This window comes from Paucibacter sp. KCTC 42545 (assembly GCF_001477625.1).
GTDB lineage: Bacteria > Pseudomonadota > Gammaproteobacteria > Burkholderiales > Burkholderiaceae_C > Paucibacter_A.
In genome coordinates, this window is record NZ_CP013692.1 from 1,675,791 (window position 1) to 1,700,985 (window position 25,195).

Annotated in this window: 29 protein-coding genes and 1 other RNA gene; 15 read left to right on the plus strand and 15 right to left on the minus strand. The window is 62.3% G+C overall.

All coding sequences use genetic code 11. The features are described 5' to 3' along the window. Nucleotides 1-2: 2 nt before the first annotated feature. The 5 genes from AT984_RS07490 to AT984_RS07510 all read right to left on the minus strand — a co-directional run bounded on the left by AT984_RS07490 (nucleotide 3) and on the right by AT984_RS07510 (nucleotide 3,324). Nucleotides 3-611, minus strand: a complete 609-nt coding sequence (locus AT984_RS07490; protein WP_058719560.1) for a TRAP transporter small permease subunit — start codon at nucleotides 609-611, stop codon at nucleotides 3-5. A 133-nt stretch (nucleotides 612-744) separates the two neighbouring features. After that, on the minus strand, nucleotides 745-1,086 hold the full coding sequence (locus tag AT984_RS07495; RefSeq protein WP_058719561.1) for a TIGR01244 family sulfur transferase: 342 nt from the start codon (nucleotides 1,084-1,086) through the stop codon (nucleotides 745-747). Between the two features lie 25 nt (nucleotides 1,087-1,111). Then, nucleotides 1,112-1,558: a GatB/YqeY domain-containing protein gene (locus tag AT984_RS07500; protein WP_058719562.1), complete on the minus strand. Its 447-nt coding sequence runs from the start codon at nucleotides 1,556-1,558 to the stop codon at nucleotides 1,112-1,114. Nucleotides 1,559-1,705: 147 nt separating this feature from the next. Beyond that, nucleotides 1,706-1,918, minus strand: coding sequence for a 30S ribosomal protein S21 (rpsU, locus tag AT984_RS07505; RefSeq protein WP_007833691.1), 213 nt, complete (start codon nucleotides 1,916-1,918; stop codon nucleotides 1,706-1,708). A gap of 194 nt (nucleotides 1,919-2,112) precedes the next feature. Beyond that, nucleotides 2,113-3,324 (minus strand): NAD(P)/FAD-dependent oxidoreductase, encoded by a 1,212-nt coding sequence (locus AT984_RS07510; RefSeq protein ID WP_197418272.1) that lies wholly within the window; start codon nucleotides 3,322-3,324, stop codon nucleotides 2,113-2,115. A gap of 366 nt (nucleotides 3,325-3,690) precedes the next feature. Between AT984_RS07510 and AT984_RS07515 the strand changes: the two genes are divergently transcribed. Further along, the gene (locus AT984_RS07515) at nucleotides 3,691-4,713 is read left to right on the plus strand and encodes a GGDEF domain-containing protein (RefSeq protein WP_058719563.1); all 1,023 of its coding nucleotides are present in this window, start codon (nucleotides 3,691-3,693) and stop codon (nucleotides 4,711-4,713) included. Between the two features lie 7 nt (nucleotides 4,714-4,720). On the opposite strand, the gene AT984_RS07520 is transcribed toward AT984_RS07515, so the two are convergent. From AT984_RS07520 to nth, 6 genes are all read right to left on the minus strand, one after another. Then, nucleotides 4,721-5,533 (minus strand): sulfite exporter TauE/SafE family protein, encoded by an 813-nt coding sequence (locus AT984_RS07520; RefSeq protein WP_156421930.1) that lies wholly within the window; start codon nucleotides 5,531-5,533, stop codon nucleotides 4,721-4,723. After that, nucleotides 5,530-5,985, minus strand: coding sequence for an EVE domain-containing protein (locus AT984_RS07525; RefSeq protein ID WP_058722159.1), 456 nt, complete (start codon nucleotides 5,983-5,985; stop codon nucleotides 5,530-5,532). Before AT984_RS07525 ends, AT984_RS07520 begins: the two co-directional genes overlap by 4 nt. 41 nt (nucleotides 5,986-6,026) lie before the next feature. Then, nucleotides 6,027-6,203: non-coding RNA, 6S RNA (gene ssrS / locus AT984_RS23935), on the minus strand. Between the two features lie 40 nt (nucleotides 6,204-6,243). Further along, nucleotides 6,244-6,567, minus strand: a complete 324-nt coding sequence (locus AT984_RS07530) for a cell division protein ZapA (protein ID WP_058719565.1) — start codon at nucleotides 6,565-6,567, stop codon at nucleotides 6,244-6,246. After that, nucleotides 6,564-6,782: a cell division protein ZapB gene (zapB, locus tag AT984_RS07535; RefSeq protein WP_058719566.1), complete on the minus strand. Its 219-nt coding sequence runs from the start codon at nucleotides 6,780-6,782 to the stop codon at nucleotides 6,564-6,566. The genes AT984_RS07530 and zapB overlap by 4 nt, the downstream gene beginning before the upstream one ends. A 16-nt stretch (nucleotides 6,783-6,798) precedes the next feature. Beyond that, nucleotides 6,799-7,443: an endonuclease III gene (gene nth / locus AT984_RS07540; RefSeq protein WP_058719567.1), complete on the minus strand. Its 645-nt coding sequence runs from the start codon at nucleotides 7,441-7,443 to the stop codon at nucleotides 6,799-6,801. Nucleotides 7,444-7,538: 95 nt separating this feature from the next. Here nth and AT984_RS07545 point away from each other — a divergent pair, with 95 nt between their 5' ends. Genes AT984_RS07545 through AT984_RS07560 form a run of 4 tightly spaced genes read left to right on the plus strand, consistent with a single transcriptional unit; the run spans nucleotide 7,539 to nucleotide 11,201 of the window. Further along, nucleotides 7,539-8,984 carry an ArnT family glycosyltransferase gene (locus tag AT984_RS07545; protein WP_058719568.1) on the plus strand — a complete coding sequence of 482 codons (1,446 nt, stop codon included), beginning with the start codon at nucleotides 7,539-7,541 and terminating at the stop codon, nucleotides 8,982-8,984. Further along, entirely contained in the window at nucleotides 8,984-10,018 is a 1,035-nt protein-coding gene (locus tag AT984_RS07550; protein ID WP_082679851.1) for a glycosyltransferase family 2 protein, read from the plus strand. The genes AT984_RS07545 and AT984_RS07550 overlap by 1 nt, the downstream gene beginning before the upstream one ends. After that, the gene (locus AT984_RS07555) at nucleotides 10,015-10,398 is read left to right on the plus strand and encodes a GtrA family protein (RefSeq protein WP_058719569.1); all 384 of its coding nucleotides are present in this window, start codon (nucleotides 10,015-10,017) and stop codon (nucleotides 10,396-10,398) included. The genes AT984_RS07550 and AT984_RS07555 overlap by 4 nt, the downstream gene beginning before the upstream one ends. Beyond that, on the plus strand, nucleotides 10,395-11,201 hold the full coding sequence (locus tag AT984_RS07560; protein WP_058719570.1) for a ChbG/HpnK family deacetylase: 807 nt from the start codon (nucleotides 10,395-10,397) through the stop codon (nucleotides 11,199-11,201). Before AT984_RS07555 ends, AT984_RS07560 begins: the two co-directional genes overlap by 4 nt. Nucleotides 11,202-11,231: 30 nt before the next feature. Here the strand turns inward: AT984_RS07560 and rsxB are convergent, their stop codons facing one another. The 3 genes from rsxB to AT984_RS07575 form a co-directional block, all read right to left on the minus strand. Then, nucleotides 11,232-11,891 (minus strand): electron transport complex subunit RsxB, encoded by a 660-nt coding sequence (gene rsxB / locus AT984_RS07565; protein WP_058722161.1) that lies wholly within the window; start codon nucleotides 11,889-11,891, stop codon nucleotides 11,232-11,234. A 59-nt stretch (nucleotides 11,892-11,950) separates the two neighbouring features. Then, nucleotides 11,951-13,264: a polyhydroxyalkanoate depolymerase gene (locus AT984_RS07570; RefSeq protein WP_058719571.1), complete on the minus strand. Its 1,314-nt coding sequence runs from the start codon at nucleotides 13,262-13,264 to the stop codon at nucleotides 11,951-11,953. Nucleotides 13,265-13,507: 243 nt separating this feature from the next. Then, on the minus strand, nucleotides 13,508-14,710 hold the full coding sequence (locus tag AT984_RS07575) for an amino acid aminotransferase (RefSeq protein ID WP_058719572.1): 1,203 nt from the start codon (nucleotides 14,708-14,710) through the stop codon (nucleotides 13,508-13,510). A 215-nt stretch (nucleotides 14,711-14,925) separates the two neighbouring features. On the opposite strand from AT984_RS07575, the gene uvrB reads away from it, so the two are divergent. The 9 genes from uvrB (at nucleotide 14,926) to tsaD (ending at nucleotide 23,752) form a co-directional block, all read left to right on the plus strand. Continuing rightward, nucleotides 14,926-17,001: an excinuclease ABC subunit UvrB gene (uvrB, locus tag AT984_RS07580; RefSeq protein WP_058719573.1), complete on the plus strand. Its 2,076-nt coding sequence runs from the start codon at nucleotides 14,926-14,928 to the stop codon at nucleotides 16,999-17,001. A gap of 235 nt (nucleotides 17,002-17,236) precedes the next feature. Continuing rightward, on the plus strand, nucleotides 17,237-17,770 hold the full coding sequence (locus AT984_RS07585) for a Fe-S cluster assembly transcription factor (protein ID WP_058719574.1): 534 nt from the start codon (nucleotides 17,237-17,239) through the stop codon (nucleotides 17,768-17,770). A 29-nt stretch (nucleotides 17,771-17,799) separates the two neighbouring features. Next, nucleotides 17,800-19,014, plus strand: a complete 1,215-nt coding sequence (locus tag AT984_RS07590) for an IscS subfamily cysteine desulfurase (RefSeq protein ID WP_058719575.1) — start codon at nucleotides 17,800-17,802, stop codon at nucleotides 19,012-19,014. Nucleotides 19,015-19,105: 91 nt separating this feature from the next. Then, nucleotides 19,106-19,501, plus strand: coding sequence for a Fe-S cluster assembly scaffold IscU (iscU, locus tag AT984_RS07595; RefSeq protein WP_058719576.1), 396 nt, complete (start codon nucleotides 19,106-19,108; stop codon nucleotides 19,499-19,501). A gap of 42 nt (nucleotides 19,502-19,543) precedes the next feature. Then, complete coding sequence (gene iscA, locus AT984_RS07600; protein WP_058719577.1) at nucleotides 19,544-19,867, plus strand: iron-sulfur cluster assembly protein IscA; 324 nt, start codon at nucleotides 19,544-19,546, stop codon at nucleotides 19,865-19,867. Nucleotides 19,868-19,948: 81 nt separating this feature from the next. Next, complete coding sequence (hscB, locus tag AT984_RS07605; protein WP_058719578.1) at nucleotides 19,949-20,467, plus strand: Fe-S protein assembly co-chaperone HscB; 519 nt, start codon at nucleotides 19,949-19,951, stop codon at nucleotides 20,465-20,467. A 4-nt stretch (nucleotides 20,468-20,471) separates the two neighbouring features. Next, nucleotides 20,472-22,328 carry a Fe-S protein assembly chaperone HscA gene (hscA, locus tag AT984_RS07610; protein WP_058719579.1) on the plus strand — a complete coding sequence of 619 codons (1,857 nt, stop codon included), beginning with the start codon at nucleotides 20,472-20,474 and terminating at the stop codon, nucleotides 22,326-22,328. Nucleotides 22,329-22,345: 17 nt separating this feature from the next. Then, nucleotides 22,346-22,684 (plus strand): ISC system 2Fe-2S type ferredoxin, encoded by a 339-nt coding sequence (gene fdx, locus AT984_RS07615; protein ID WP_058719580.1) that lies wholly within the window; start codon nucleotides 22,346-22,348, stop codon nucleotides 22,682-22,684. A gap of 12 nt (nucleotides 22,685-22,696) precedes the next feature. After that, nucleotides 22,697-23,752, plus strand: a complete 1,056-nt coding sequence (tsaD, locus tag AT984_RS07620) for a tRNA (adenosine(37)-N6)-threonylcarbamoyltransferase complex transferase subunit TsaD (protein WP_058719581.1) — start codon at nucleotides 22,697-22,699, stop codon at nucleotides 23,750-23,752. Here the strand turns inward: tsaD and AT984_RS07625 are convergent. Beyond that, a complete protein-coding gene (locus AT984_RS07625) occupies nucleotides 23,745-24,224 on the minus strand; it encodes an Hsp20/alpha crystallin family protein (protein WP_058719582.1) in 480 nt (159 codons plus the stop codon). The two genes, tsaD and AT984_RS07625, sit on opposite strands and share 8 nt — an antisense overlap. Nucleotides 24,225-24,646: 422 nt before the next feature. Between AT984_RS07625 and rpsO the strand changes: the two genes are divergently transcribed. Next, nucleotides 24,647-24,916: a 30S ribosomal protein S15 gene (gene rpsO / locus AT984_RS07630; protein ID WP_058719583.1), complete on the plus strand. Its 270-nt coding sequence runs from the start codon at nucleotides 24,647-24,649 to the stop codon at nucleotides 24,914-24,916. Nucleotides 24,917-25,195: the final 279 nt, after the last annotated feature.

The window sequence follows — 25,195 nt, forward strand, 5'->3', positions numbered from 1 at the left end:
CATCATTGCAGCGGCCTTTCGTAGTGAATGTCCATCTCCAGGCGATGGTTCAGCCAGGCCGCGCGCTTGATCAGCTCGGCCAAGCCTTGTAAGCAAACGAGGCCAAAGCCCAGGGGTAGCAGCAGCGCGGCCGGCCAGCGGATCAGGCCGCCGGCATTGGCCGACACTTCGCCGCTGCTGAACAGCTTCCACAGATAGGGGCCAAGTCCTAGGCTGGCCACGCTATCGCCCGGCTGCATGCCGGTGCTGAGTTTGAGCCAGAACATATCGGCGGAAAGCCAGGCCAGATAGGCCATCACGGGCAGCAGGAAAAACACCAGGCCCAGGAGATCCAGCCAGACCTTGCCGCGCCCGGACAGGCGGCTGTAAAGCAGGTCCACCCGCACATGCTCATTGAGCTTGAGCACCTCGGCCGCGCCCAGCATCACGCAGGCAGCAAAGAGGTACCACTGGATTTCGGTGAAGGCGTTGGCGCTGTAGTCAAAACCGTAGCGCACCAGCGCATTGGCGGCGCTGATCAGGCAAGACAGCAGCACCGCCCAGCTGGCCAGGCGGCCAAAGCGGGCGCTGAGTCGATCGATCGCCCGGGCGAGGGCAAGAAGGGCATTCATGACACATCCTCTGCTGGCGGCTTGGGCCAACCAACAAAAAGTGAAGGGCGCAAAGCGCCCGATGTGTCACTGTAGCGAGGCGCGCTGCCCTTGCCGGGCGAAACGCCGCTGATCCAGGGAAACTACCGAGGAATCAGAGTGCCGAAGCCGCTGCAAACAGGCGCGACGAGCGCGCACCTGAGCGGCAGAAGGCCAGAATCGGTTTGGGCAGGCTGTCCAGCAGCGCGCGGAAGGCTTCAATTTCTTCCGGCGACTGGTAGCCGCCCTGCACGGGCAGATGCTGGTAAGCCAAGCCCGCTGCTGCGGCGGCTTGGGCCATGTCGGCGCTGGTGGGCTGATCGGGGCCGCCTTCGAAATCGGGGCGGTTGTTGATCACGCTCTTGAAACCGGCGTCTGCGGCTTCCTGCATCGCTTGTGGCGCCAATTGCGGGGCCACGCACAGCTCAGGCGTCAGGGCTTGGATAGGTAGGCTCATGATGCTGACCTCGCTTGGGCAGAACTCAGTTGCTGAGGGCTTGCTTGACGGCGCCCGACACCAGGCCCATATCGGCCTTGCCTGCCAGCTGCGCCTTGACGGCGGCCATCACGCGGCCCATATCGGCGGCGCCCTTGGCACCCAATTCGCTCACGATGGCGCCCACGGCAGCCGTGATTTCTTCGGCCGACATGCGCTGCGGCAGATAGGCTTCGAGGATGCTCAGCTCGGCAGCTTCCTTGTCGGCCAGATCCTGGCGACCGCCGGCGATGAATTGGGTGATGGAGTCTTTGCGCTGCTTGACCAGCTTATCGACGATGGCGATCAAGGCCACATCGTCCACCACCACGCGCTCATCCACTTCCTTTTGCTTCACGGCTGCCAGCAGGCCACGGATGGTGGTCAGCTTGTCGGCTTCCTTGGCGCGCATGGCGTTCTTCATGTCGTCGGTGATGCGGTCTTTCAAGCTCATGGCTAGTCCTTGGCAGAGAGGGAAGGTAATTCGTGGAAATGGTGGGGTAGTAAAAGAAAAAGCCCGCGACAGCGTCCTGTGCGGGCTCTTTCTAGCAGATCTCTGAACTTCGCAAGACGCCGGGGCTACTTGCGAGTATCGAAGGGATCAGTACAGCTTCTTGGGCAGCTGCATGCTGCGCACGCGCTTGTAGTGACGCTTGACGGCAGCAGCCTTCTTGCGCTTACGCTCAGCCGTGGGCTTCTCGTAAAACTCGCGGGCGCGCAGATCGGTCAGCAAGCCCAGTTTTTCGATAGTGCGCTTGAAGCGGCGCAGTGCCACATCAAATGGCTCGTTCTCTTTGACGCGAATAGTGGTCATGAAAAGGTAATTCCTTCAAGTAGCGCTCGGTGTTCGCCAGTCACTTTTTAGAACATTGAACTACGTTCTGAAAAGCGTCTGAAACGGCTTATCCGGAAATCCGCCTCAGCACCAAACCAATTTTTATATTGGATCAGTGGCGAATCGACGCGCATGGTTTGCCAGCAAAGACGAAGATTGTAGCCTGAAATTTATCAATTTGACAAATTTGCGTCCAGGGAACGTGCACAAGCTGCTGCACTGGCCCAAGCCCACTGAAAGTTATAGCCGCCCAGCCAGCCGGTGACATCCATCACCTCGCCAATGAAGTAAAGGCCAGGCACCCGTTTGCTCTCCATATTTTGCGAATTCAGCTCGCGGGTATCGACCCCGCCGCGCATCACTTCGGCCTTGCGCCAGCCCTCGCTGCCATTGGGCGTGAGCTGCCAGGCTTGCAGCTGGGTGGCCAGGGTTTGCAGGTCTTTATCCTTGCATTCCGGCATGGGTCGCTGGCTCTGCAGCCCTAAGCGTTCCAGCCAGGCCTGCGCCAGGCGCTGCGGGAACAGGCTTGCCAGCACATTGCCGAGCTGGCGCTTGGAATCGCTTTTGGCAGCCTGCAGCTGCTCGCCCAAATCCGCTTCTGGCGCCAGATCAATCTGCAGTGCCTGGCCTTCTTGCCAGAAGCTGGAGATCTGAAGAATCGCTGGGCCGCTCAAACCGCGGTGGGTGAACAGCAAATCCTCCAGAAAGCGCCCTTGAGTTTTTCCTTTGCCGGTGCTGACCGCGACCGGCAGCGACAAGCCGGACAAGCTGGCGAAGGGCGCCCAGGCCTCGGCGTCAAAGGTCAGCGGCACCAGGGCCGGGCGGGGCTCGACAATTTTGTGGCCGAAACGTTGCGCAAGGCGCATGCCCCAGTCGCTAGCGCCAATCTTCGGCACCGGCAGGCCGCCCGTGGCAACTACCAGGCGCGGTGCCTGCACCGGCCCGCGCGAGGTTTCCAGCTCGAAGCCTCGCTCAGCACTGTGCTGGACGCTGGCCACGGTGCAGGGCTGCCAGCGCTGCACGCCGCCCAGCTCGCATTCGCGCAGCAGCATGGCGATGATTTGCTCGGGCGAGTCGTCGCAAAAGAGCTGGCCTTTGTGCTTTTCGTGAAAGGCGATGCCGTACTTTTGCACCAGGCTGATGAAGTCTTGTGAGCTGTAGCGAGCCAGGGCCGAGCGGCAGAAATTCGGGTTGTCGGACAGAAAGTTGGCCGGGCCGACATCGCGGTTGGTGAAGTTGCAGCGCCCGCCGCCGGAGATGCGGATCTTCTCCGCCACCTTTTCGGCATGGTCGATCAGCAAAACGCGCTGGCCACGTTGCCCAGCCATGCCGGCGCAAAACAAGCCAGCTGCGCCAGCACCCACCACGATCAAGTCAAATTGCATGTTCAAAATTTTTCCGGCAGTTCGCGCAAACCCGTGTTGCGCGGCTCGCTATTGTCCCGCCGAAAGGCTAAACGGCAGTTGGCGCTGGCCGGCCTTGGTCAAGAATGCGCGAATACCCCTTGATTGAGTGGCGGCAAGCCAATCAAACGCGCAAAAAGCTATGCTTTTCGGCCTGCTAACGCCGCATGTTGTGGGTACCATCGACCGCACTGCCAACCTAGGGGGAAAGTGTGCGCTACAGCGCCCTGACTCTTGCTCAGGCAAGTAGAGCGCGTCTACATTCGCTCTGTTGTGATCTGCGATGGCTGCTGATGTGTAGTGCTGCCGCAGGGCTACTTGTTTGTCATGGCTAATTTTCGAGGATTCATGGACATTTCAGCCCTTTCGCGCGATGACACTTCGCCCCCGCCGGGCAGCTTGCAGCAATGGCTTGGTGCGCATGCCGAGCTGGCTCAAGGCGTCGCCGCCGCTTGGGTTGGCTTGATCGAGCCCCTGAACAACTTCGCAGCCGTCAAGTCACTGGTGTCCGGGCGTTATGTTTTTGCAAGCGCGGGCCTGGCGCAGTTGTTTGCACAAGCCACCCTGGTGGGCAGCAATGACAGCGAGCTGATGCGCGCCGAAGAGGCGGTCAGCATCCGCCGGGTCGAACAGGCGGTGATGGCGCAGCAGTCGGTGGTGGTCAGCGAACACAGGCTGGAGCTGGGTGGCCGCCGGCGCGAGTTCACCGTCACGCGCATCGCTCTGAACAAAGACTTCTTGTTGGCGGTGTGGCACGAGCGCACCGAAGAGCGCCACCGCGAGTCGCATTTGCAGCGCGCCTTGCTGCAGATCGAGCAGCAGCAAAAGAATCTGGAACAGGTGCGGCGCGAGTTGCAGCAGGGCAGTGGCCGCGACGATTTGTCGGGCCTCTATCTGCGCGCCCAGTTCGACGACCAGCTGCTGCGTGAAATTGATTTGTCCACCCGCGAGCACCGGGAGTTCGCCCTGGTCATCATCGCGCTGGACCCCTTGCCGGCCAATGTGGAGCAAATCGGCGCTGAGGCCAATGAGCGCCTGCTCGAAGGCATGGGCCGCATGCTGCGCGCCAATACCCGCGCCATGGACGCGGCTTGCCGCATCGGTGAGACGCACTTTGCCGTCTTGCTATCTGGCGTGGGCTTGGCCACCGCGCATGCGCGCATGGAACAGCTGCGGCGCCAATGCGCCACCCAGATCATCGTGACGAACGGGCTCGATATGGGCTTGTCGCTGTCCATGGGGGTATCCAGTTTCCCGCATACCGCGTCTAAGAAGGACGAATTACAGGCAGCTAGCGAGGCGGCGGTGGCCGAGGCCCAGCGGCGCGGCGGCAATCAGGTGGTCTTGGCCTCGATTTCCTTCGAGGCTTGAGCGCTTTTTAGGCCTGCAGGCCTTTGTAAAGCATATAGCTCGCCAGTAGGATGAGCAGTCCGGCAAAAGCGCGTTTGAGCTGCTGCACATTCATGGCGTGGGCGGCGCGCGCGCCCAGCGGCGCCATGCTGACGCTGGCCGAGGCGATCACCAGCAAGGCCGGCAGGTAAAGGTAGCCAAAGGCGCCGGGCAGGGCGCTTGGCAGACTCCAGCCGCTCACCACATAGCCCACGGTATTGGCCAGTGCAATCGGAAAACCGAGTGCGGCGCTGGTGGCAACGGCTTGGTGCATGGCGACATTGCACCAGGTCATGAAGGGCACCGACACAAAGCCGCCGCCCGCCCCCACCAGCCCAGACAAAGTGCCAATGCCGGTGCCGACGCCGATTTGGGCCAAGGTGCCCGGCATCTCACGACTGGGCTTGGGCTTTTTATTGCGCAACATCTGGAAGGCCGAAAAGCCCACGAAGGCCGCGAAAACCAAGGCCAGCGAGCGCCCTTTGAGCAGCGCGAAGATGCCCGCCCCACCGATCAAGCCGCCCAGCAAGATACCGGGTGCCAGGCCGCGCACCAGGTCCCAGCGCACGGCGCCGCGCTTGTGATGCGCACGCACACTCGACAACGAGGTGAACATGATGGTGGCCATGGAGGTGGCGATGGCCATCTTCACAGCCATGCCGGCGTCCACGCCGCGCTGCGACAAAATCCAAGTCAGCCAGGGCACCATCAGCATGCCGCCGCCTATGCCCAGCAAGCCGGCCAGAAAACCCGCGACCAGGCCCAGGGCCAAAAGCTCGACCAGCAGCAAGGGATCGATCATGCGGGACAGTCTTTCAACAGGGTTTGCAGCAGGGCCCAGTCTTGGGGCTCAACTGGCGTGATGGACAGGCGACTACCTGGCTGCAGGATGCGCAGGCCTTGCAGGCGTGGCTCGGAGCGCAAATCCGCTAGGCTCAGCAGCTGGGTCTTGCGCACATAACGCACATCCACATGCAACCAGCGCGGTGCGTCAGGTGAGGACTTGGGGTCGAAGTAGGGGCTGTCGGGTTCGAACTGCGTGGCGTCGACATAGGCCGCGGAGGCCACTTCCGCGAGGCCGGCTATGCCGGGCTTTGGGCATGACGAGTGATAGAACAGCACACCATCGCCGACGCGCATCGCGTCGCGCATGAAATTGCGGGCTTGGTAGTTGCGCACGCCCACCCAAGGCAGCGTCTGTGCCGGCGCTCGTGCCAGATCGTCAATCGAGCACTCGGCGGGCTCGGACTTCATCAACCAGTAGTTCAAGGCCCGGGCTTTGAAAGTTCAGATAGGTGTCCACCGCGAGCCGTGAGCCGCATTCCTGAACCGGAGGTTCAGGTGGGCGAGGTCAGCCAAGCTTCGGGTTCATCTGACGCGAGATGATCACACCTGCAGAGGATATGTTCCAAGCCCGGGCGCAATGCGCATTGGTTCAAGGAAATATAGGACTCACGCAAACGCAGTGGACGGAAGTGATTCTAAGGCCTGCCGGCGAGGCGGCCCCGGCACTCAGATCAAATGCCCGTCATGCCCAAGGGCTTCATCCAGGCGACGCATCAGGCCGGCCAGATCGGGTAAGTCGGGCAAGTTGTTGTCGATGGGCTTCGGGCTGGCGGGCTTGGTCGCCGTGTTGCCGCCTTCGGCCAATTGGTAAGCCAGGTTCAATGCGGCCAGCACCGCAATGCGCTCGCGCGCCTTGACGCGGCCGGAGTCGCGGATGGCGCACATCTCTTTGTCCACCTGGCTAACGGCTTGTCCCAGCGCAGCCTCGCCGCCTTCGGGGCAGCCGAGCAAATAGCTTTGTCCCATGATGGTGACTTCCATCTGCTTCATGGTGCAGGGTTCTTTCCGGAATCGTTGTCGACGGGCAGGCGCTCAAGCAGCGCATCGATGCGGGCGCGGGCCGCGTTCAAGCGCGAGCGCAGGCTGTCGCGCTCCTGGCTCAATTGCTGCACTTGCTCTTGCAGCAAGGCATTGGTGCGTTTCAGTTCATCGTGTCGCAGCAGCAAACGCTCAACGCGTTCCAGCAGGTCGGTCAGGCTTGGCATGGCTTCCCGTGGCTATCTAATCAATCGTTGATTGTAGGCGGCGGCCATGGTCGCACTGGGCGGCCACTGCACAGGCAGCGCACAAAGGCTGCCTGGCCTTGCAGACATAGCGCCCATGCAGGATCAGCCAATGATGGGCATCGACCATGAATTCCGCCGGAATGCGCTTGAGTAGGCCAAGCTCCACCGCCAAGGGCGTTTTGCCGGGCGCCAGGCCGGTGCGATTGCTGACACGGAACAAATGGGTGTCCACGGCCATGGTGGGCTCGCCGAAGGCCACGTTCAACACCACATTGGCGGTCTTGCGGCCCACGCCCGGCAGGCTTTCCAGGGCTTCGCGGGTGCGCGGCACCTGGCCGCCATACTGCTCAAGCAGGATCTGACAGGTGGCAAAGAGGTGCTTGGCCTTGCTGCGGTAGAGGCCGATGGTGCGGATGTAGTCGCTCAAGCCCTCGAGGCCTAAGTCGACAATCTTCTGCGGCGTGTTGGCGACCGGGAACAAGCGCCGCGTCGCCTTGTTGACGCCGACATCGGTCGCCTGGGCGGATAGCAGCACGGCCGCGAGCAGCTCAAACACGCTGGCATATTCGAGCTCGGTCTGCGGCGACGGGTTGGCGGCGCGCAGGGTGTGGAAGAAGGTTTGGATTTGCGCGCTGTTCATGGGGCGGCATTGTCCACTGCCCATCGTTGCCAAAGCTCAGGCATGATGGCGCCCGTTGTCTTGTTGCCTCATCACCGCCCGCATTTTCGCCTCCCATGAACCTGCCTTCCGAGAATCGCTCCGCCGCACGCCCCTGGATTATTTTGTTGGGGCTGTTGCTGCTGCTGCGCTTGTTCAGCCTAGCCACCATGCCGCTGACTGATCACACCGAAGCGCGCTATGCGGAGATTGCCCGCCTGATGGTCAGCCTGGGCGACTGGATCAGCCCGCACATCACGCCCAGCGAGGTGTTTTGGGCCAAGCCGCCGCTGTCCACCTGGGGCCAGGCCTTGTCGATTGAGGTCTTTGGCGTCAGCGAATGGGCGGCACGCCTGCCGGCCGTGGGCTGGAGCGTGCTGAGCCTGGTGGCCCTGGCTTGGATGCTGAGCGCCAGCCTGAGCCGGGTGCAGGTCTGGGCCAGTTTGGGCGTTTTGAGCTTGAGCCCCTTGTTCTTCATCAGTGCCGGCGCGGTGATGACGGACGCCACCCTGGGCGCTTGTGTGATGCTGGTGCAGGCCGCTTGGTGGCGGGTCTTGCAAAGTGAGGGCCAAGCACGTGTTCAGGCCGCCCGCATATTGGGATTTGGCATGGCGCTGGCCTTGCTGACCAAGGGCCCGGCGGCTGCCGTGCTGGCCTTGCTGCCCATCTTGATGCACGCGGGCTGGCGCGGCCATTGGGCGCTGGTGTGGACGGTCTTGCGCATGCCTTCGGTGTGGCTGATCTGCCTAGGGCTCTCGCTGCCCTGGTACATCGTGGCGGAACTCAAAACGCCCGGCTTTTTGCAGTATTTCGTGCTCGGTGAGCATGTGATGCGCTTCTTGCAGCCCGGCTGGAAGGGCGACCGCTACGGCTTCGCCCACGCGCAGCCCCTGGGCATCATCTGGGCATTCACGGCAGTGGCCGCTTTGCCGGCTGTGCTTTTGCTATTGACCCGCCTGCCGCTGCTGCGCCTGCGCCAAGGCAAGGGCGCGGTGCTAGCGCAGTTGCGTAGCTCAGGCGGCGTGGAGCTGGCCTGCTATGCCTTGTGTATCTCCCTGGCGCCGCTGCTTTTGTTCAGCATGGCGCGCAACCTGATCTTCACTTATGCGATGACGGCCTTGCCGGGCCTGGCCATTTTGGCCGTGATGGTTCTGCCGGCGAAGTCCTGGGCGCGCGCCCCGGCCTGGGGCTTGGCCGGGATTTTGGGCCTGGTCTACACCTGGGCCTTCTTCATCAAACTCCCCGAAGTGGGTCGCCAACACTCGGATCTGCCTCTGATTCAGGCTTACCAGGCGGCTTGCCCGACCCAGGATTGCCGCCTGACCTATCAGGCCAAGCCGCCGTATTCGGCCTTTTTCTATACTTCCGGCCGGCTCTATGAAGGCATGCCTGGTCAGCCCGGCGCGGCGGCTTATATCGTCGTGCCGGTGCCGAAAAAATCTTCCCGCCCCAGTGCAGCATTGGCCTGCAACAAGGAACAATGCTTGCTGCGCGACGACGGCGTCGCAGGATCCACACGCTGATGCAACAGACCTACCTTTCGACCTCCAATTTGAACACCTCACTGGCCACCTCACAGGGTGTGGCGGCGCCGGAGCGCGCCCAGCCGGGTCTGCTGTCTGTTGTCTTGCCGGCCTTCAACGAGGCCGCCAATCTGGCCTGGTTTTTGCCCGAGTTGACATCCAAATTGGCCGGTGAGGCGCGGCGGCTGGAATTGTTGGTGGTGGATGACGGCAGCAAGGACGACACCGCCTTGGTGGTGCACAGTTTGATCCAGCAAGGCTTGCCGGTGCGGCTGCTGCGCCTGTCGCGCAATTTCGGCAAAGAGGCCGCGCTTTCGGCTGGCCTGGATGCCGCAGAGGGCGATGTGGTGCTGAGCATGGATGCAGACGGTCAGCATCCGATTGCTACCGTCTTGGCCATGCTGCCGCTGTGGCGCGCTGGTTACGACGTGGTTTACGGCGTGCAGACCGGCCGGCGTGAGTCGCAGTCGGTCGCGCGGCGCAGCTACACCAAGTTCTTCTACTGGTTGATGCAGCGCGATTCGCGCTTTGAGCTGCCTTCGGATGCCGGCGACTTCCGCCTGCTGGACCGCCGCGTGGTCCTGGCCTTGCGCAGCTTGCCCGAGCGGGCGCGTTATATGAAGGGCTTGTTCGCCTGGGTGGGCTTCAAGTCCAAGGCGATTGAGTTCGTGCCGGATGCGCGCGCGCATGGCGAGACCAGTTTCAATTTCATGCGCCTCTTGTCGCTGGCGGTGGTGGGGCTCACGGCCTTCAGCAAAGTGCCGCTGCGCATGGTGTCGCTGCTGGGCATGGTGGTTTCGGTGTTCTCGGTGTTCTTTGCCTTCTGGATCATTCTGGAGAAGGTGTTTCTGGGCAATCCGGTCTCGGGCTTTGCCACTTTGGCGGCATCGATCACCTTTCTGGCCGGTGTGCAGCTGGTTTGCTTGGGCATCATTGCGGAGTACCTGGGCCGCGTGTTCGACGAGGTCAAGCAGCGCCCGCTCTACCTGGTGCAGGAGCTGACACCGCCCTTGAGCGGGCCGGAGGAGTTGTGAGTTCGCTGCTCTGGTTCGGCCTGGTTGGAGCCAGCGCGGCGGCGGTGCATTTCTCGGTCGTCTGGCTTCTGGTCTCGCAGTGGCAATTGCCCGCTCTGGCGGCAAATGTGGCCGGTTTTCTGATCGCGTTTGGCGTCAGCTTCCTGGGCCATCACCGGCTCAGCTTTGCGGCGCAGCAGGCCACGGTGAAATCGGCTTTGCCGCGTTTTGCCCTAGTGGCGGTGCTGGGTTTTGTCTGCAATGAACTGCTTTACGCCGTGCTGCTGGGCATGGGCCTGGAGTACCGCCTGGCGCTGTTGATCGTCTTGGTGGCGGTGGCCGTGATGACCTGGGTTTTGAGCCGCTTCTGGGCCTTTCGCAACAGGCTGGCGGCAGGATGAGCGCCAAGCGAATTCAGATCTGCGCAGATGACTTTGGCTTTGATGATGCCGTCAGCCAAGGCATTCTGGAATGCATAGACGCCGGCCGGCTGAGCGCCACCAGTTGCATGGTCTTGTCGCCCGCCTGGCCGACCTGGGCCGGCGCCTTGCGTGAGCGGCAGGGCGCCGCCGACTACGGCCTGCATCTGGATGTGAACGAGTTTGCACCCTATGCCCCGGGTCGCGGCCTGTCGGTTTGGATCCGACTGAGTTATTTCCGCCAGTTGCCGCGCGGGGCGGTGCGGGATTGGATTGCCAACCAGCTCGATGCCTTTGAGGCGCATATGAAGCAGGCGCCCAGCTATGTGGACGGGCACCAGCATGTGCACCAATTGCCGGTGATTCGTGAGGAATTGCTGTCAGCCTTGACGACGCGTTATGGCCAGGCTTGCGCTCTGCGCTCGACCCGCAACCAGACTTGGCGCGGGACTAAGGCCGCCGTGATTGCAGGCCTGGGCGCTGCAGCGCTGCGGCGCGGGGCGCGCCGGGCAGGGCTGCGCTGCAATACCGACTTCGCGGGCGTTTACGGCTTTGACGAAAAGATCAGCTTCGCCGAGTTGGTGGCGGGCTGGTTGGCTTCACTGCCTGATGGCGGTTTGATGATGACGCACCCCGGACGCGCTGGCGGCACCCAAACCCGGCCCGACCCGATCCGTGCCGCGCGGATGCGCGAGCGTCAGTTCTGGCTCAGCAGCGAGGCCGGCGAATTGCTGGCCAGCCTGGGCGTGCAACTGGGCATGAGCGAGGATTGGCCGCAGGCCTGATTGCGCCCGCCTTGCCGCGCTGAATCGCCCTCAGCCGCCCTGGCGCTGTGCCCTGGCCCGGGCCAATGCAGCTTCGATGACGGCGCGCTTGCGCTCCAGATCGCTGGGAGCGGTGAGTTTGGAGGCGGCGGCCAAATCGGCCAGCTTGGCTTCGGCCTTGGCTTGCAGGCGCAGGCTGTTTTCGCCCGGCTCGCGCGCCATGCGCTTGAGGTGGAAGTCGTGGCGTTGGCGGGCATGTTCGGCCCGGGGCGCACTCCAGGCGGCCCAAGCGGTTTGTTCGCCGCTGACATTGACCATGCTGATGCAGTCCACCGGGCAGGCTGGAATGCAAAGCTCGCAGCCCGTGCACTGGGCATCGACGATCAGATGCATGGCCTTGGGCGCGCCGACGATGCAGTCCACCGGGCAAGCTTTGATGCACAAGGTGCAGCCAATGCACCAGGCTTCGTCAATGACGGCCAGCAGGCGCGGGCCTTCGCTGCCAAAGTCCGGGTTGAGGGGCAGGGCGGGGCGCCCGGTCAGCGCGGCCAGACGCGCCACACCTTCGGCGCCGCCCGGCGGGCATTGGTTGATCTCGGCGCTACCCTCGGCCACGGCCTGGGCATAGCTGCGGCAGTCGGGGTAGCCGCAGCGGGTGCACTGGGTCTGCGGCAGGGCCGCGTCAATACGTTCCGTCAGCGTGAGGGTGATGCTGTGGGTAGCGCCTTCTGGCTTGACGGAACGGCTGGGGCTGGTGGAACTCGGAGGGGTCAAGCGCTCTTCTTGCTGCGGCTGTTGCGGGGGGCGGGGGTGCTGGAGCTGCTGCTCTGGCTCAGTGCATCCGGCCGGTCGTACTTCAGGATGAAGCTCTTCACTTCGGGGTAGACATTGTCGCGCCAGCGGCGGCCGGCAAAGATGCCGTAGTGGCCGGCACCGATAGCGTCGTAGTGGAACTGGTGGTCCGCCGCAATGCCTGAGCACAAGCCGTGGGCGGCGCGTGTCTGGCCGGCGCCGGAGATGTCGTCCAGCTCGCCTTCGATGGTCAGCAAGGCGGTGCCGGTGATGTCTTGCGGGCGCACGCGCTGGCCGTTCACATCCCAGGTGCCGTTGACCAGCGAGAAGTCTTGGAAGACCACGCGGATGGTGTCGAGGTAGTACTCGGCCGGCATGTCCAGCACGGCGTTGTACTCGTCGTAGAACTGGCGGTGCGAGTCGGCGCTGTCATCGTCGCCGCGCATCAGGTCGAGGAAGTAGTCGTAATGCGAGGTCAGGTGGCGGTCCGGGTTCATGGCCACGAAACCGGTGTGCTGCAAGAAGCCGGGGTAGACCGCACGGCCCGCCGCCGGGAAGTTCGTCGGCACGCGGTAAATCACATTGTTTTCGAACCAGCTGTAGCTGCGGTTCATGGCCAAGTTGTTGACGGCGGTCGGGCTCTTGCGAGCGTCGATGGGGCCGCCCATCATGGTCATGCTGCGCGGCGTTTGCTCGCCTGCGGAGGCCATCAGCGAGATGGCGGCCAGCACCGGCACGGTGGGCTGGCAGACGGAGATCACATGGCAGTCCGGGCCGACGTGGCGGATGAAGTCCTGCACATAGCTGATGTAGTCGTCCAGATGGAAGGCGCCCACTTCGAGCGGCACCATGCGGGCATCGGTCCAGTCGGTGATGAAGACCTTGTGGTCCTTCAGCAATTGGCGCACGGTGTCGCGCAGCAAGGTGCTGTGGTGGCCAGACAGGGGCGCAACCACCAACACGGTGGGCTGGTCCTTCATCTTCAGCAGCACTGCCGGGTCATCGGTGTAACGCTTGAAGCGCAACAGGCGGCAGAAAGGCTTGGTGATGGGGATCAGCTCCTGCACCGCCACTTCAACGCCGTCCACTTCAACGCCGCGAATGCCGAATTCGGGCTTTTCATAGTCCTTGGCGAGGCGGTGCATCAGATCTAAACCGGCCGAAACGCGCTGCGACATCGGGGAATGCGCAAAGGGCGACAGCGGGTGGCTGTAGAGCTTGGCCGAAGCACTGGCGAACTCCGAGAAGGGGCTCATCAGGGCGCGCTGGGTTTCAAAAAGTTGATACAGCATGGGATTGACTCGCGTTTTCGGATGGGGGAAGTGAGGCCATCATGCCAGAAATTGTGCAGTGCAGCAATTTTGACAATGGGCCAAACACCGCCTGTCTTTGACTTGAAGCGGAGGGCGGATCACTTGACGTAAGCCTAAGGCTAACCGGCAAATCTGATCCCGTCACTCCGCAAAAACCGCAACGGAATCAAATCTGCCGATTTCTTACGCCAAACTTGCGGGTTTGGCGAATTGGCTCAGCAATCAGCCGCGCATCACGGCGGCCATGGCCTTAGCGACGGCGGGCAGGTTCTGCTCATTCAAGGCGGCCACGCAGATGCGGCCCGAGTCCACGCCGTAGATGCCGAACTCGGCGCGCAAGCGCTGCATTTGCGCAGCGTTCAGGCCGGAGTAGCTGAACATGCCTTTCTGGCGCGTCACAAAGCTCAGGTCTTGGGTCACGCCAGCGGCTTGCAAGGCGGCCACCAAGGCCGTGCGCATGGCGCGGATGCGCAGGCGCATGCCGGCTAGCTCTTCTTCCCACAGTGCGCGCAGGCTGGGGTTGCTCAGCACATTGGCCACCACTTGAGCGCCATGGGTTGGTGGGTTGGAGTAGTTGGTGCGGATGACGATCTTGAGCTGGCTCAGCACGCGGCTGCATTCCTCGGCCGAGGCGCAAACCACGCTCAGCGCGCCGACACGCTCGCCGTAGAGCGAGAAGCTCTTGGAGAAGCTGGTGGACACGAAGAAGTCCAGGCCAGCGGCCAGGAATTGCTGAATCACCGCGCCGTCTTCGGCAATGCCTTCACCAAAGCCTTGGTATGCCATGTCCAGGAAGGGCACCAGGCCGCGCGCCTTGACGGTGGCGACCACTTGGTCCCACTGGGCGGGGCTGAGGTCATAGCCGGTCGGGTTGTGGCAGCAAGCGTGCAGCACGACCACGGTGCCGGCAGCGGCGGCGTTCAGGCCGGCCAGCATGGCATCGAAGTTGATGCCCAGCTTGTCGGCGTCGTAGTAGGGGTAGGTGCCAACGGTGAAACCGGCATTGGTGAACAGTGCGCGGTGGTTTTCCCAGCTGGGGTCAGAGATCAAGACGGTGGCCGAGGGGCTCAGGCGCTTGATGAAATCCGCGCCGATCTTCAGGCCGCCGGTGCCGCCAATGGCTTGCACGGTGGCCACACGCTTGGCTTGCACCACGGCGCTGTCGACGCCAAACACCAGGCCTTGCACGGCCTTGTCGTAGGCGGCGATGCCGTCGATCGGCAGGTAGCCGCGTGCCTTGGGGTCGGCTTGCATGGCGGCTTCCGCCTCGGCCACGCAGCGCAGCAAGGGCAGCTTGCCATTGGCGTCGAAATACACGCCCACGCCCAGATTGACCTTGGCGGGGTTGGTGTCGGCATTGAACTGCTCGTTGAGACCCAAGATGGGGTCGCGGGGGGCCATTTCGACGGCGGCAAACAAAGACATGGAAGTTCCTGACGGGACGTTGGCGTGAACGGAAGGAGGGGTGGCAGATCTTGGGGCTGGACGACTCGCTCAAGCGGGCCGGGCCAGTCTGCGCTAATCTGTCGGGTTGCGCAGCGCCACGATTTTACGGGCTGCGGCGACGCCAGCCCGGTCACTTGCCGGACTGGCCGTGATTCCCGGGACCCAGCATGCAAGATTCCTCATCCGTCAAGCTCATGGACGAAGCCAATGAATTGGCCGAACGTCCCAAGGGCGAATTCGTGTCCTTTGAGGGTTCGCCCTTTCAGCTTTTTCAGCCCTTTCCGCCCGCCGGCGATCAACCCACGGCGATTGCGCAACTGTGCGAGGGCATCAACGACGGCCTGAGTTTTCAAACCCTGCTCGGCGTGACGGGCTCGGGCAAGACCTTCACCATGGCCAATGTGATCGCGCGCCTGGGGCGCCCGGCCATCATCTTTGCGCCCAACAAGACTTTGGCGGCCCAGCTCTACAGCGAGTTTCGGGATTTCTTTCCGAACAATGCGGTGGAGTATTTCGTTAGCTACTACGACTACTACCAGCCCGAGGCCTATGTGCCGCAGCGCGATCTCTTCATTGAGAAGGACAGCGCCATCAACGAGCACATTGAGCAGCTGCGCCTCTCCGCCACCAAGAGCTTGATGGAGCGGCGCGATGTGGTGATCGTGGCCTCTGTCTCGGCCATCTACGGTATCGGCAACCCGGCTGACTATCACCAGATGGTGATGACCTTGCGCCACGGCGACAAAATGGGCCAGCGCGATGTGATCGCGCAGCTGATTCGCATGCAGTACACCCGCAACGAAGTTGAGTTCAGCCGCGGCGCCTTCCGCGTGCGCGGGGACACCATCGATGTCTTCCCGGCCGAGCATTCGGAATTGGCGCTGCGCATCGAGTTGTTTGATGACGAAGTCGAGAGCCTGCAACTCTTCGACCCCCTCACCGGCAAGATCCGCCAGAAGATTCCGCGCTTCACCGTCTACCCCAGCAGCCATTACGTCACCCCGCGTGAGCGCGTGTTGGCCGCGATGGACGGCATCAAGGAAGAACTGCGCACGCGGCTGGGTGAATTTGTGCGCGATGGCAAGCTGGTGGAGGCCCAGCGCATCGAGCAGCGCACACGTTTCGACCTCGAAATGTTGCAGGAAGTTGGCCACTGCAAGGGCATTGAGAACTACACCCGTCACCTCAGCGGCGCCCAGCCGGGCGAGGCGCCGCCCACGCTGATCGACTATTTGCCCGCCGATGCCTTGATGTTCCTGGATGAAAGCCATGTGCTCATCGGCCAGTTCGGCGGCATGTACAACGGTGACCGGGCGCGCAAATCCACGCTGGTGGAATACGGTTTCCGTTTGCCCTCGGCCCTGGATAACCGGCCGCTCAAGTTTGCTGAGTTCGAGCGCAAGATGCGCCAGGCCGTGTTCGTGACCGCCACGCCGGCGGCCTACGAGCAAGAGAATTCGGGCCAGGTGGTGGAGCAAGTGGTGCGGCCCACCGGCCTAGTGGACCCCATTGTTGAAGTGCGCCCCGCGACCCATCAGGTCGACGATGTGCTGCAAGAAATCCGCGAGCGGGTGGAGCTCAATGAGCGCGTGCTGATCACCACGCTGACCAAACGCATGGCCGAGCAGCTCACCGACTACCTCAGCGACAACGGCGTCAAGGTGCGCTATTTGCACTCGGATGTGGATACGGTTGAGCGGGTGGAAATTCTGCGTGACCTGCGCCTGGGCGCCTTCGATGTGCTGGTCGGCATCAACTTGCTGCGCGAGGGCTTGGATATTCCGGAGGTGTCATTGGTGGCGATTCTGGATGCCGACAAGGAAGGTTTCTTGCGCAGCGAGCGCAGCCTGATCCAGACCATCGGCCGCTCGGCCCGAAATCTGCGCGGTAAGGCGATTCTGTATGCCGATCGCATCACCGAGTCCATGCGCAAGGCCATGGGCGAGACCGAGCGCCGGCGCGCTAAGCAGTTGGCCTTCAATGAGGCCAATGGCATCACGCCGCGCTCCATCGTCAAGCGCATCAAGGACATGATCGACGGCGTCTACTCCGAGAAGTCGGGGCGCGACGATCAAAAGCTGCTGCAAGTGGCGGCGGTGGAGGAGATGTCGGAGAAAGACCTCAGCAAACGCATGGCCTTGCTGGAAAAGCAGATGCTCGAACATGCGCGCAATCTTGAATTTGAGAAGGCGGCGCGCGTGCGGGATCAGTTGGCGCAGCTGCGTGAGCAGGCCTTCGGCGCCGTGGTGCATGACCATATTCAAAGCTGACGGACCCCGGCCGCGCTGAGCTGCCGCTCGGGCGCATTGGGCGCGCAAGGCTGCGGGGCTAAAAGCCCTAGTTCCGGTGCGGTGGAATCGGGGTGGCAGCAAGCGCGGCAGTAATTGAGTAAAATAGTCGGAAATAACCCAGGGTTAACGCGCGACTATCGTGCCGCGAGTGACTCCCAAGGCGCGCCGTACATAAATCCTCGCGCCCGGGTTTTGTTGAGCGAAGGAGAGTTCGATGCGCCTTACCACCAAAGGTCGTTTTGCCGTCACCGCGATGATTGATTTGGCCCTGCGTGAAAACGGCGGCCCGGTTGCCCTGGCGGCCATCAGTCAACGCCAGCAGATCTCTTTGTCTTACCTCGAGCAATTGTTCGGCAAGCTGCGTCGTCACGAGCTGGTGGAAAGCACGCGCGGCCCGGGCGGCGGTTATTCGCTGGGTCGCAAATCCAGCGAAATCACGGTGGCCGACATCATCGTCGCTGTCGATGAGCCGTTAGATGCCACAGGCTGCGGCGGCCACGAAAACTGCATGGGCGAGAACACCGGCAAATGCATCACGCATGAGCTCTGGACCAGCCTGAACGCAAAAATGATCGAGTACCTCGACTCCGTGTCCTTGCGCAAGCTGGTTGAAGACCAGTTGGCCAAGGGCGTGACGATCGAGGAAGCGTCGATCAAGCGCGCCATCTCCTCGCAGCCGGTACTCAAACCCATCCGCATCACGGCGCCGAATTCGGTCTTCGCCTTGGGCAATGCTTTCACCAAATAAAATCTGACCCCCTTTTCTGGCATAAAAAGATGACACCGCATTTCCCCATCTATATGGACTACGGCGCAACGACGCCGGTTGACCCGCGCGTTGTGAGCGCCATGGTGCCCTGGTTGAGCGAGCATTTCGGCAACCCCGCGTCGCGCAGCCATGCCTGGGGCTGGGAAGCCGAGGCGATTGTTGAAAAATCTCGCGAGCAAGTCGCCGCCCTGATCGGCGCCGATCCGCGTGAGATCGTCTGGACCTCGGGCGCGACCGAGTCCATCAATCTCGCCATCAAGGGTGCTGCGCATTTCTACAAGACCCGCGGCAAGCACATCATCACCCTGCGCACCGAGCACAAGGCGGTGCTGGACACCTGCCGTGAGCTGGAGCGCCAGGGCTTTGAGGTGACTTACCTCGACGTCGAAGAAAACGGTCTGCTGGATCTGGAGAAGTTCAAGGCCGCGATCCGCCCCGACACCATCTTGGTCTCGGTGCTTTTCGTCAACAACGAAATCGGCGTCATTCAAGACGTGGTGAGCATTGGCAATTTGTGCCGCGAGCGCGGCATCATCTTCCACGTCGATGCGGCCCAAGCCACCGGCAAGATCGAGATCGATGTGGCCCAGCTGCCCATCGACTTGATGAGCCTGGCTTCGCACAAGACCTATGGCCCCAAGGGCATCGGCGCGCTGTTCGTGCGCCGCAAGCCGCGCATCCGTCTGGAAGCGCAGATGCACGGTGGCGGGCATGAGCGCGGCATGCGTTCGGGCACCCTGGCCACGCACCAGATCGTCGGCATGGGCGAGGCTTTCCGCATCGCCAAGGAAGACATGGCGGTGGACAACGCCCGCATCCTGGCCCTGCACAAGCGCCTGCTGAGCGGCTTGCAAGACATCGAGCAGGTTTTCGTCAACGGCGACCTTGAGCGCCGCGTGCCGCACAACTTGAATATCTCCTTCAACTATGTGGAAGGCGAGTCGCTGATCATGGGCGTGAAGGGCTTGGCCGTATCTTCCGGCTCGGCCTGCACCTCGGCCAGCCTGGAGCCCAGCTATGTCTTGCGCGCCCTGGGTCGCAGCGACGAGTTGGCACATAGCAGCCTGCGCATGACGATTGGCCGCTTCACCACCGAAGAAGAAATCGATTACGCCATTGCCACGTTGAAGGATCGTGTGGCCAAGCTGCGTGAACTGTCGCCCCTGTGGGATATGTACAAGGACGGCATCGACATCAGCACCATCCAGTGGGCTGCCCACTGATCTTGACAAGATTCCACTGCGGACTGCGATCCGCGGTGGGCAGGCTGAGTGGCTAGCGAGCCGCCCAGCTGCCAACTACTAGGAGAACATCATGGCTTACAGCGACAAGGTTGTTGACCACTACGAAAACCCCCGCAACGTCGGCGCTTTTGAAAAGGGCGACGACACGGTTGGCACCGGCATGGTCGGCGCGCCGGCCTGCGGCGATGTGATGAAGTTGCAGATCAAGGTCAACCCGGTCACCGGTTTGATCGAAGACGCCAAGTTCAAGACCTATGGCTGCGGTTCGGCGATTGCCTCGAGCTCGCTGGTCACGGAATGGGTCAAGGGCAAGTCCCTGGACCAGGCTTTGGACATCAAGAACACGCAAATCGCCGAAGAGCTGGCTCTGCCGCCGGTCAAGATCCACTGCTCCATCTTGGCCGAAGACGCCATCAAGGCGGCCGTGGATGACTATCGCGCCAAGCACGGCGCGGCAGCGCAGTAAGCCCTCGGGCGACTGAGTAAAAAACAAGAAGAAGGAGTCTGCATGTCAGTGACCTTGACCGAAGCGGCGGCCCGCCACGTGACGCGTTACATCGCCAAACGCGGCAGCGGTGTGGGTGTGCGCCTGGGCGTGAAGACCACCGGTTGCTCCGGCTTGGCCTACAAACTCGAGTACGCCGACGCAGTGGCGGACGAGGATGTGGTGTTTGAAGGTCACGGCGTGAAGATTCTGATCGACCCCAAAAGCCTGCCCTATTTGGAAGGCACCGAGCTCGATTTCGTTCGCGAAGGCCTCAACGAAGGATTCAAGTTCCGCAATCCGCGCGAGAAAGATCGCTGCGGCTGCGGTGAGTCCTTCCGCGTGTAAAGTGCCGCTCCTTGTGTAGAGGCGCGGCCTGGTGTCCGCGCCTTTTTAATGACTTCTGAACTTCAACGCAGCCTCCCACTCATGCAACTCAGCGACGACGATTTCAGCTTGTTCGGCCTGCCGCAGCAGCAGGCCCAGGACCGCGCCGATATCGACGCCCGCTGGAAAGCGCTGCAGGCCAAGGTGCATCCCGACAAGTTCGTGGCCGAGGGCGCGGCTGCGCAGCGCCTGGCCATGCAATGGGCAATGCGGGTCAATGAAGCGCAGCAGCGCTTGCGCGACCCGCTCAAGCGCGCGGCCTATCTGTGCGAGTTGCGCGGCGTGCCTCTGCAGGCTGAAAGCAATACCCGCATGCCGGCGGCGTTTTTGATGGAGCAGATGGCTTGGCGTGAAGGCTTGGATGAAGCCAGCGGCGAGGCCGAGGTGCAAGCCATTGATGCCGAGGTGGCCCAGCGCGAGGCCGCCATTTTGAACACGGTCCAGCAGTTGCTGGACGAAAAAAATGATGCGGCCGCGGCCGCCGAGCAAGTGCGTGCGTTGATGTTCATCAACCGTTTCCGCGCCGATATCGACCGCCGGCTAGACGCCCTAGGACAATAAAAACATGGCACTTTTGCAAATTTCCGAACCCGGCCAATCGCCCAATCCGCATGAGCGGCGCATTGCCGTGGGCATTGACCTGGGTACCACGCATTCCTTGGTGGCTGCCGTGCGCCACGGCGTGGCCGAGTGCTTGCCGGACGAGCAGGGCGCGGTGATTCTGCCCTCGGCGGTACGCTATTTGGACGAAGGCCGCCGCCAAATCGGCGCCCAAGCCCTGGCGGCGCAGGCCGAAGATCCCGAAAACACGGTGGTCTCGGTCAAGCGCTTCATGGGACGGCGCCTGGCGGATATTGCCGAAGCGGGCAAGCTGCCTTACCGCTTTGAAGACACGCCTGGCATGGTGTCGCTGAACACTCGCCACGGCGCCAAATCGCCGGTGGAGATTTCGGCCGAGATTCTGGCCACGCTGCGATTCCGCGCTGAAGACACTTTTGCCGACGATGTGTTCGGTGCCGTCATCACCGTGCCGGCCTATTTCGACGACGCCCAACGTCAAGCCACCAAGGATGCGGCTCAGATGGCCGGCCTGAACGTGCTGCGCTTGATCAATGAGCCCACTGCCGCTGCTATCGCCTATGGCCTGGACAATGCAAGCGAAGGGCTTTATGCGGTTTACGACCTGGGCGGCGGCACCTTTGACATCTCGCTTCTGCGTCTGAGCCGGGGCGTGTTTGAGGTGGTGGCCACCGGCGGCGATGCAGCCCTGGGTGGCGATGATTTTGATCGCCTGCTGGCCGACTGGGCCTTGGCTCAAGCCGGCCTGGCGCCGGAAACGGCGCATGACAAGCGTGCCGTGCTGGTGGCGGCGCGCGCCGCCAAAGAATTGCTGTCCAGCCAGGATCAGGCGCAAGTGCAAGCCACGCTGGACATCGGCGCGTTGAATGTTGCCGTTAGCCGCGCGCAGTTTGATGAATTGGCTCAGCCCTTGCTGGCCAAGACCCTGGCAGCCGTGCGGCGTGTTTTGCGTGACGCCAAGGTCAAGGCCGACGAGGTGCAGGGCACGGTGATGGTGGGCGGTTCCACCCGCATGCCTTGCGTGCGCACTGCGGTGAGTGGTTTGTTTGGCCGCGAGGTTCTGATTAATCTGAACCCCGACGAGGTGGTGGCGCAGGGCGCCGCCATTCAGGCCAATCAGCTGGCCGGCAATGCGGCCGATGGCGAGATCTTGCTGTTGGACGTGATTCCGCTCTCGCTGGGTCTGGAAACCATGGGCGGCCTGGTGGAGCGCATCATCGAGCGCAATGCCACCATCCCCGTGGCCCAGGCGCAAGACTTCACCACTTTCAAAGATGGGCAAACCGCCTTGGCTCTGCATGTGCTGCAGGGTGAGCGCGAATTGGTCAGCGAGTGCCGCTCCTTGGCGCGCTTCGAGCTGCGCGGCATTCCGCCGATGGTGGCGGGTGCTGCGCGTATCCGGGTGACCTTCCAGGTCGACGCGGATGGTTTGCTGAGTGTCTCGGCCAAGGAAATGGTCTCAGGCGTGGAGGCGGCCATCACGGTCAAGCCCAGCTATGGCTTGTCTGATGATGCCATCGCCCAAATGCTCAAAGACGGCTTCGCCAGTGCTGAGACCGATATGACTGCACGCAAATTGCGTGAGGCGCGGGTTGAGGCCGAGCGCATGATTCTGGCCACCCAATCGGCCCTGGCGGCCGATGGTGACTTGCTCAGCGCGACCGAGCGCGCCGATTTGGCCGCCTTGCAGCAGACCCTGGCCGATACGGCGCAAGGCGAGGATGCTGACGCCATCGACGCGGCCGTCAAGGCCCTGGCCGATGGCACCGAAGCCTTCGCCGCCGCGCGCATGAACCGCGGCATCCACAAGGCCTTGACCGGCCGCAGCATCGAACAAATTTAGTCGGACGGCCACGCACCATGCCTATCATCAAAATCCTGCCTCACGCCGAATACTGCCCCGAGGGCACCACGGTCAGCGCACCCGCCGGCACCTCGATCTGCGAGGCCTTGCTGGACAACAAGATCGCCATCGAGCACGCCTGCGATATGGTCAGCGCCTGCACCACTTGTCACGTCATCGTGCGGGCGGGCATGCGCTCGCTGTCCGAGATGGAAGAGTCTGAGGAAGACATGCTGGACCGCGCCTGGGGTCTGGAGCCTGACTCACGCCTGAGTTGCCAGGCGATTCTGGGCCAGCAGGATGTGACGATCGAGATCCCGAAGTACTCGATCAATCACGCCAAAGAAAACCACTGAGTTCGCGTCGCCATGTTGGTTCTCGGTTTCGAATCCTCATGCGATGAAACAGGCGTGGCCTTGGTGCGGGTGCCTGCGCCGGGTTCGGCTGAAGCGCCGCAGTTGTTGGCCCAGGCCTTGCACAGCCAGATCAGCATGCACCAAGCCTACGGCGGCGTGGTGCCCGAATTGGCCTCGCGCGATCACATTCGCCGGGTCATCCCGCTGACCCGCGAGGTCTTGGCTGGGGCAGGCATCGCCTTGGCGGATGTGGATCTGATCGCCTACACCCAGGGGCCAGGTCTTGCCGGCGCCTTGCTGGTGGGCGCGGGTGTGGCGGTGTCGCTGGCGGCAGCGCTGGAAAAGCCGACCCTGGGCATCCATCATCTGGAGGGCCATTTGCTGTCGCCCTTTTTGTCGGCCGACGCGCCCGAATTCCCTTTTGTGGCCTTGCTGGTCTCGGGTGGGCACACCCAGCTGATGCGAGTTGCCGAGGTCGGCCAGTACGAGATCCTCGGCGAAACGATTGATGATGCGGCCGGTGAGGCTTTCGACAAGAGCGCCAAGCTTTTGGGCTTGCCTTATCCCGGCGGCCCGCATCTCGCCAAGTTGGCGCTGTTCGGCGATGCCACGGCCTTTGAGCTGCCGCGCCCTCTGTTGCACAGTGGCAAGCCTGATTTCAGCTTTGCGGGTTTGAAAACCGCGGTACTCACCCAGGTCAAACGCTTGGGCGAGGCGCCGACTGATCAGCAAAAAGCCGATTTGGCCGCCGCGACGCAGGCTGCCATCGTCGAAGTGCTGGTCAAAAAATCCATGCTGGCTCTGAAGATGTCGGGGCTCAAGCGCTTGGTCGTGGCGGGTGGCGTGGGCGCCAACAGCGTGCTGCGCGAGCAGCTCAATGCGGCTTGCGCCAAACGCGGCGTGCGGGTGCACTACCCCGAGTTGAGCCTGTGCACCGACAACGGCGCCATGATCGCCATGGCCGCGGCCATGCGCTTGCAGCGCGGCATGGCCATCTTGCCGCCGACGGGGCAGGGTGCCGGCGCTTTCGAGATCAAGCCGCGATGGCCCTTGGGGGCGATCAGCTGACCGTCAGATGGCTGGCGCCGGCGGCCTGGCGCTTCACCAGAGTCAGGGTCAGCACGCCGTTTTCCAGTTTGGCATTCGAGTCGGCCTGATTGACTTCCTGCGGCAGGCTGACGCTGCGCGAGTATCGGGTCAGGGCCCGTTCGCGGTAGAGCAACTGGGCGGCGGGAGCAGGCGGCTGGCTTGCGTCTGCATTGGTCGGGGCTGGGGCGGGCTTGGCCTGCTCGGCATCAATGCTGACGCGGCGGCCCTCGATGCTGATCTTGATCGCCTCTTTGCTGACGCCGGGCATGTCCAGCTGCAAGGTGTAGGCGGTCGCGGTTTCACTCACATCCAGAGCAGGGCTGCGCAAGGTCATGGCCTGGTCGGCATCGGCGTGAAACATGCTCTCCAAGCGGCGCGAGAACTCGCTGGCCTGGTGCTGCGAATGGCGTTGCGAGTGGCGGGACAGGGTGTTGATGGGCAGAACAAACATGCGGGGCTCCTGAGGGTGTCAAGGTGGAGGGACGCTGGCTGCCGGGTTTGCGTGTGGCTGCGTTGCCGTCCCATGCTTTGCCAAATTGGCCTGCCCGGCGCTGATTCAAGCCCAAAAAATTTCTTCAAACCCTAGCTTGGAAGTGCGGCAAGCGTCTCCAACTGCGTGGGCTGCCCGGCACGACCTTGGAGCGCGGATGAATCTGGTCTATAATCAGCGGGTTTTGTTGCGTCAGGTTCGCCTGGTGTGGCAAAGCAAGTAGCGACGAATAGTGCTGACCAAGCAATTGCCAAGTAGTTGAAGTCGCTGAAAGAGCACGGCAAGGGTCGGTTTCACCCTTGGCCGCAAGTCAAAAACCTGGAAACCGTTTGTGTGCTGCGATTCGCGCAGCCCGGCGGCTTCCGATATCTAGGAACGGAAACATGTCAGTCGCCGATATCAACAAAGCAGACATCGTCAAGTCGAACGCCCGTAGCGCCAACGACACCGGCTCGCCGGAAGTCCAAGTGGCTCTGCTGACCGCTCGCATCAACGCGCTGATGCCTCACTTCAAAGCAAACATGAAGGATCACCACAGCCGTCGTGGTTTGCTGAAGATGGTCAACACTCGTAAGAGCCTGCTGGCCTACCTGAAGTCCAAGGACGCAGTGCGTTACACCGACCTGATTCAGAAGCTGGGTCTGCGTAAGTAATGAACGCGTGAACAACGCGTGAAACAACAGAGCCTGTCTGGGTATTGCACCTGCACAGGCTCTTTGTTTTTTATCCGTTGAGAGTTTGATTGTTTGGAGTTGAGCTGACGTGGCGCTGCTGTGTCATTCCAACGCTTCTGCAACTGCTGAGTTGCTCAGACGCACTGGAATGGCATCCCGCCAAACCCAGACTCACTCCCGGTTTTGAGGCGGGCCGACAAGCCGCCTTGGCAAATAGCCTGGAGCGCCGCATGTGCGGGCTACAGGCATAAAGGAGAG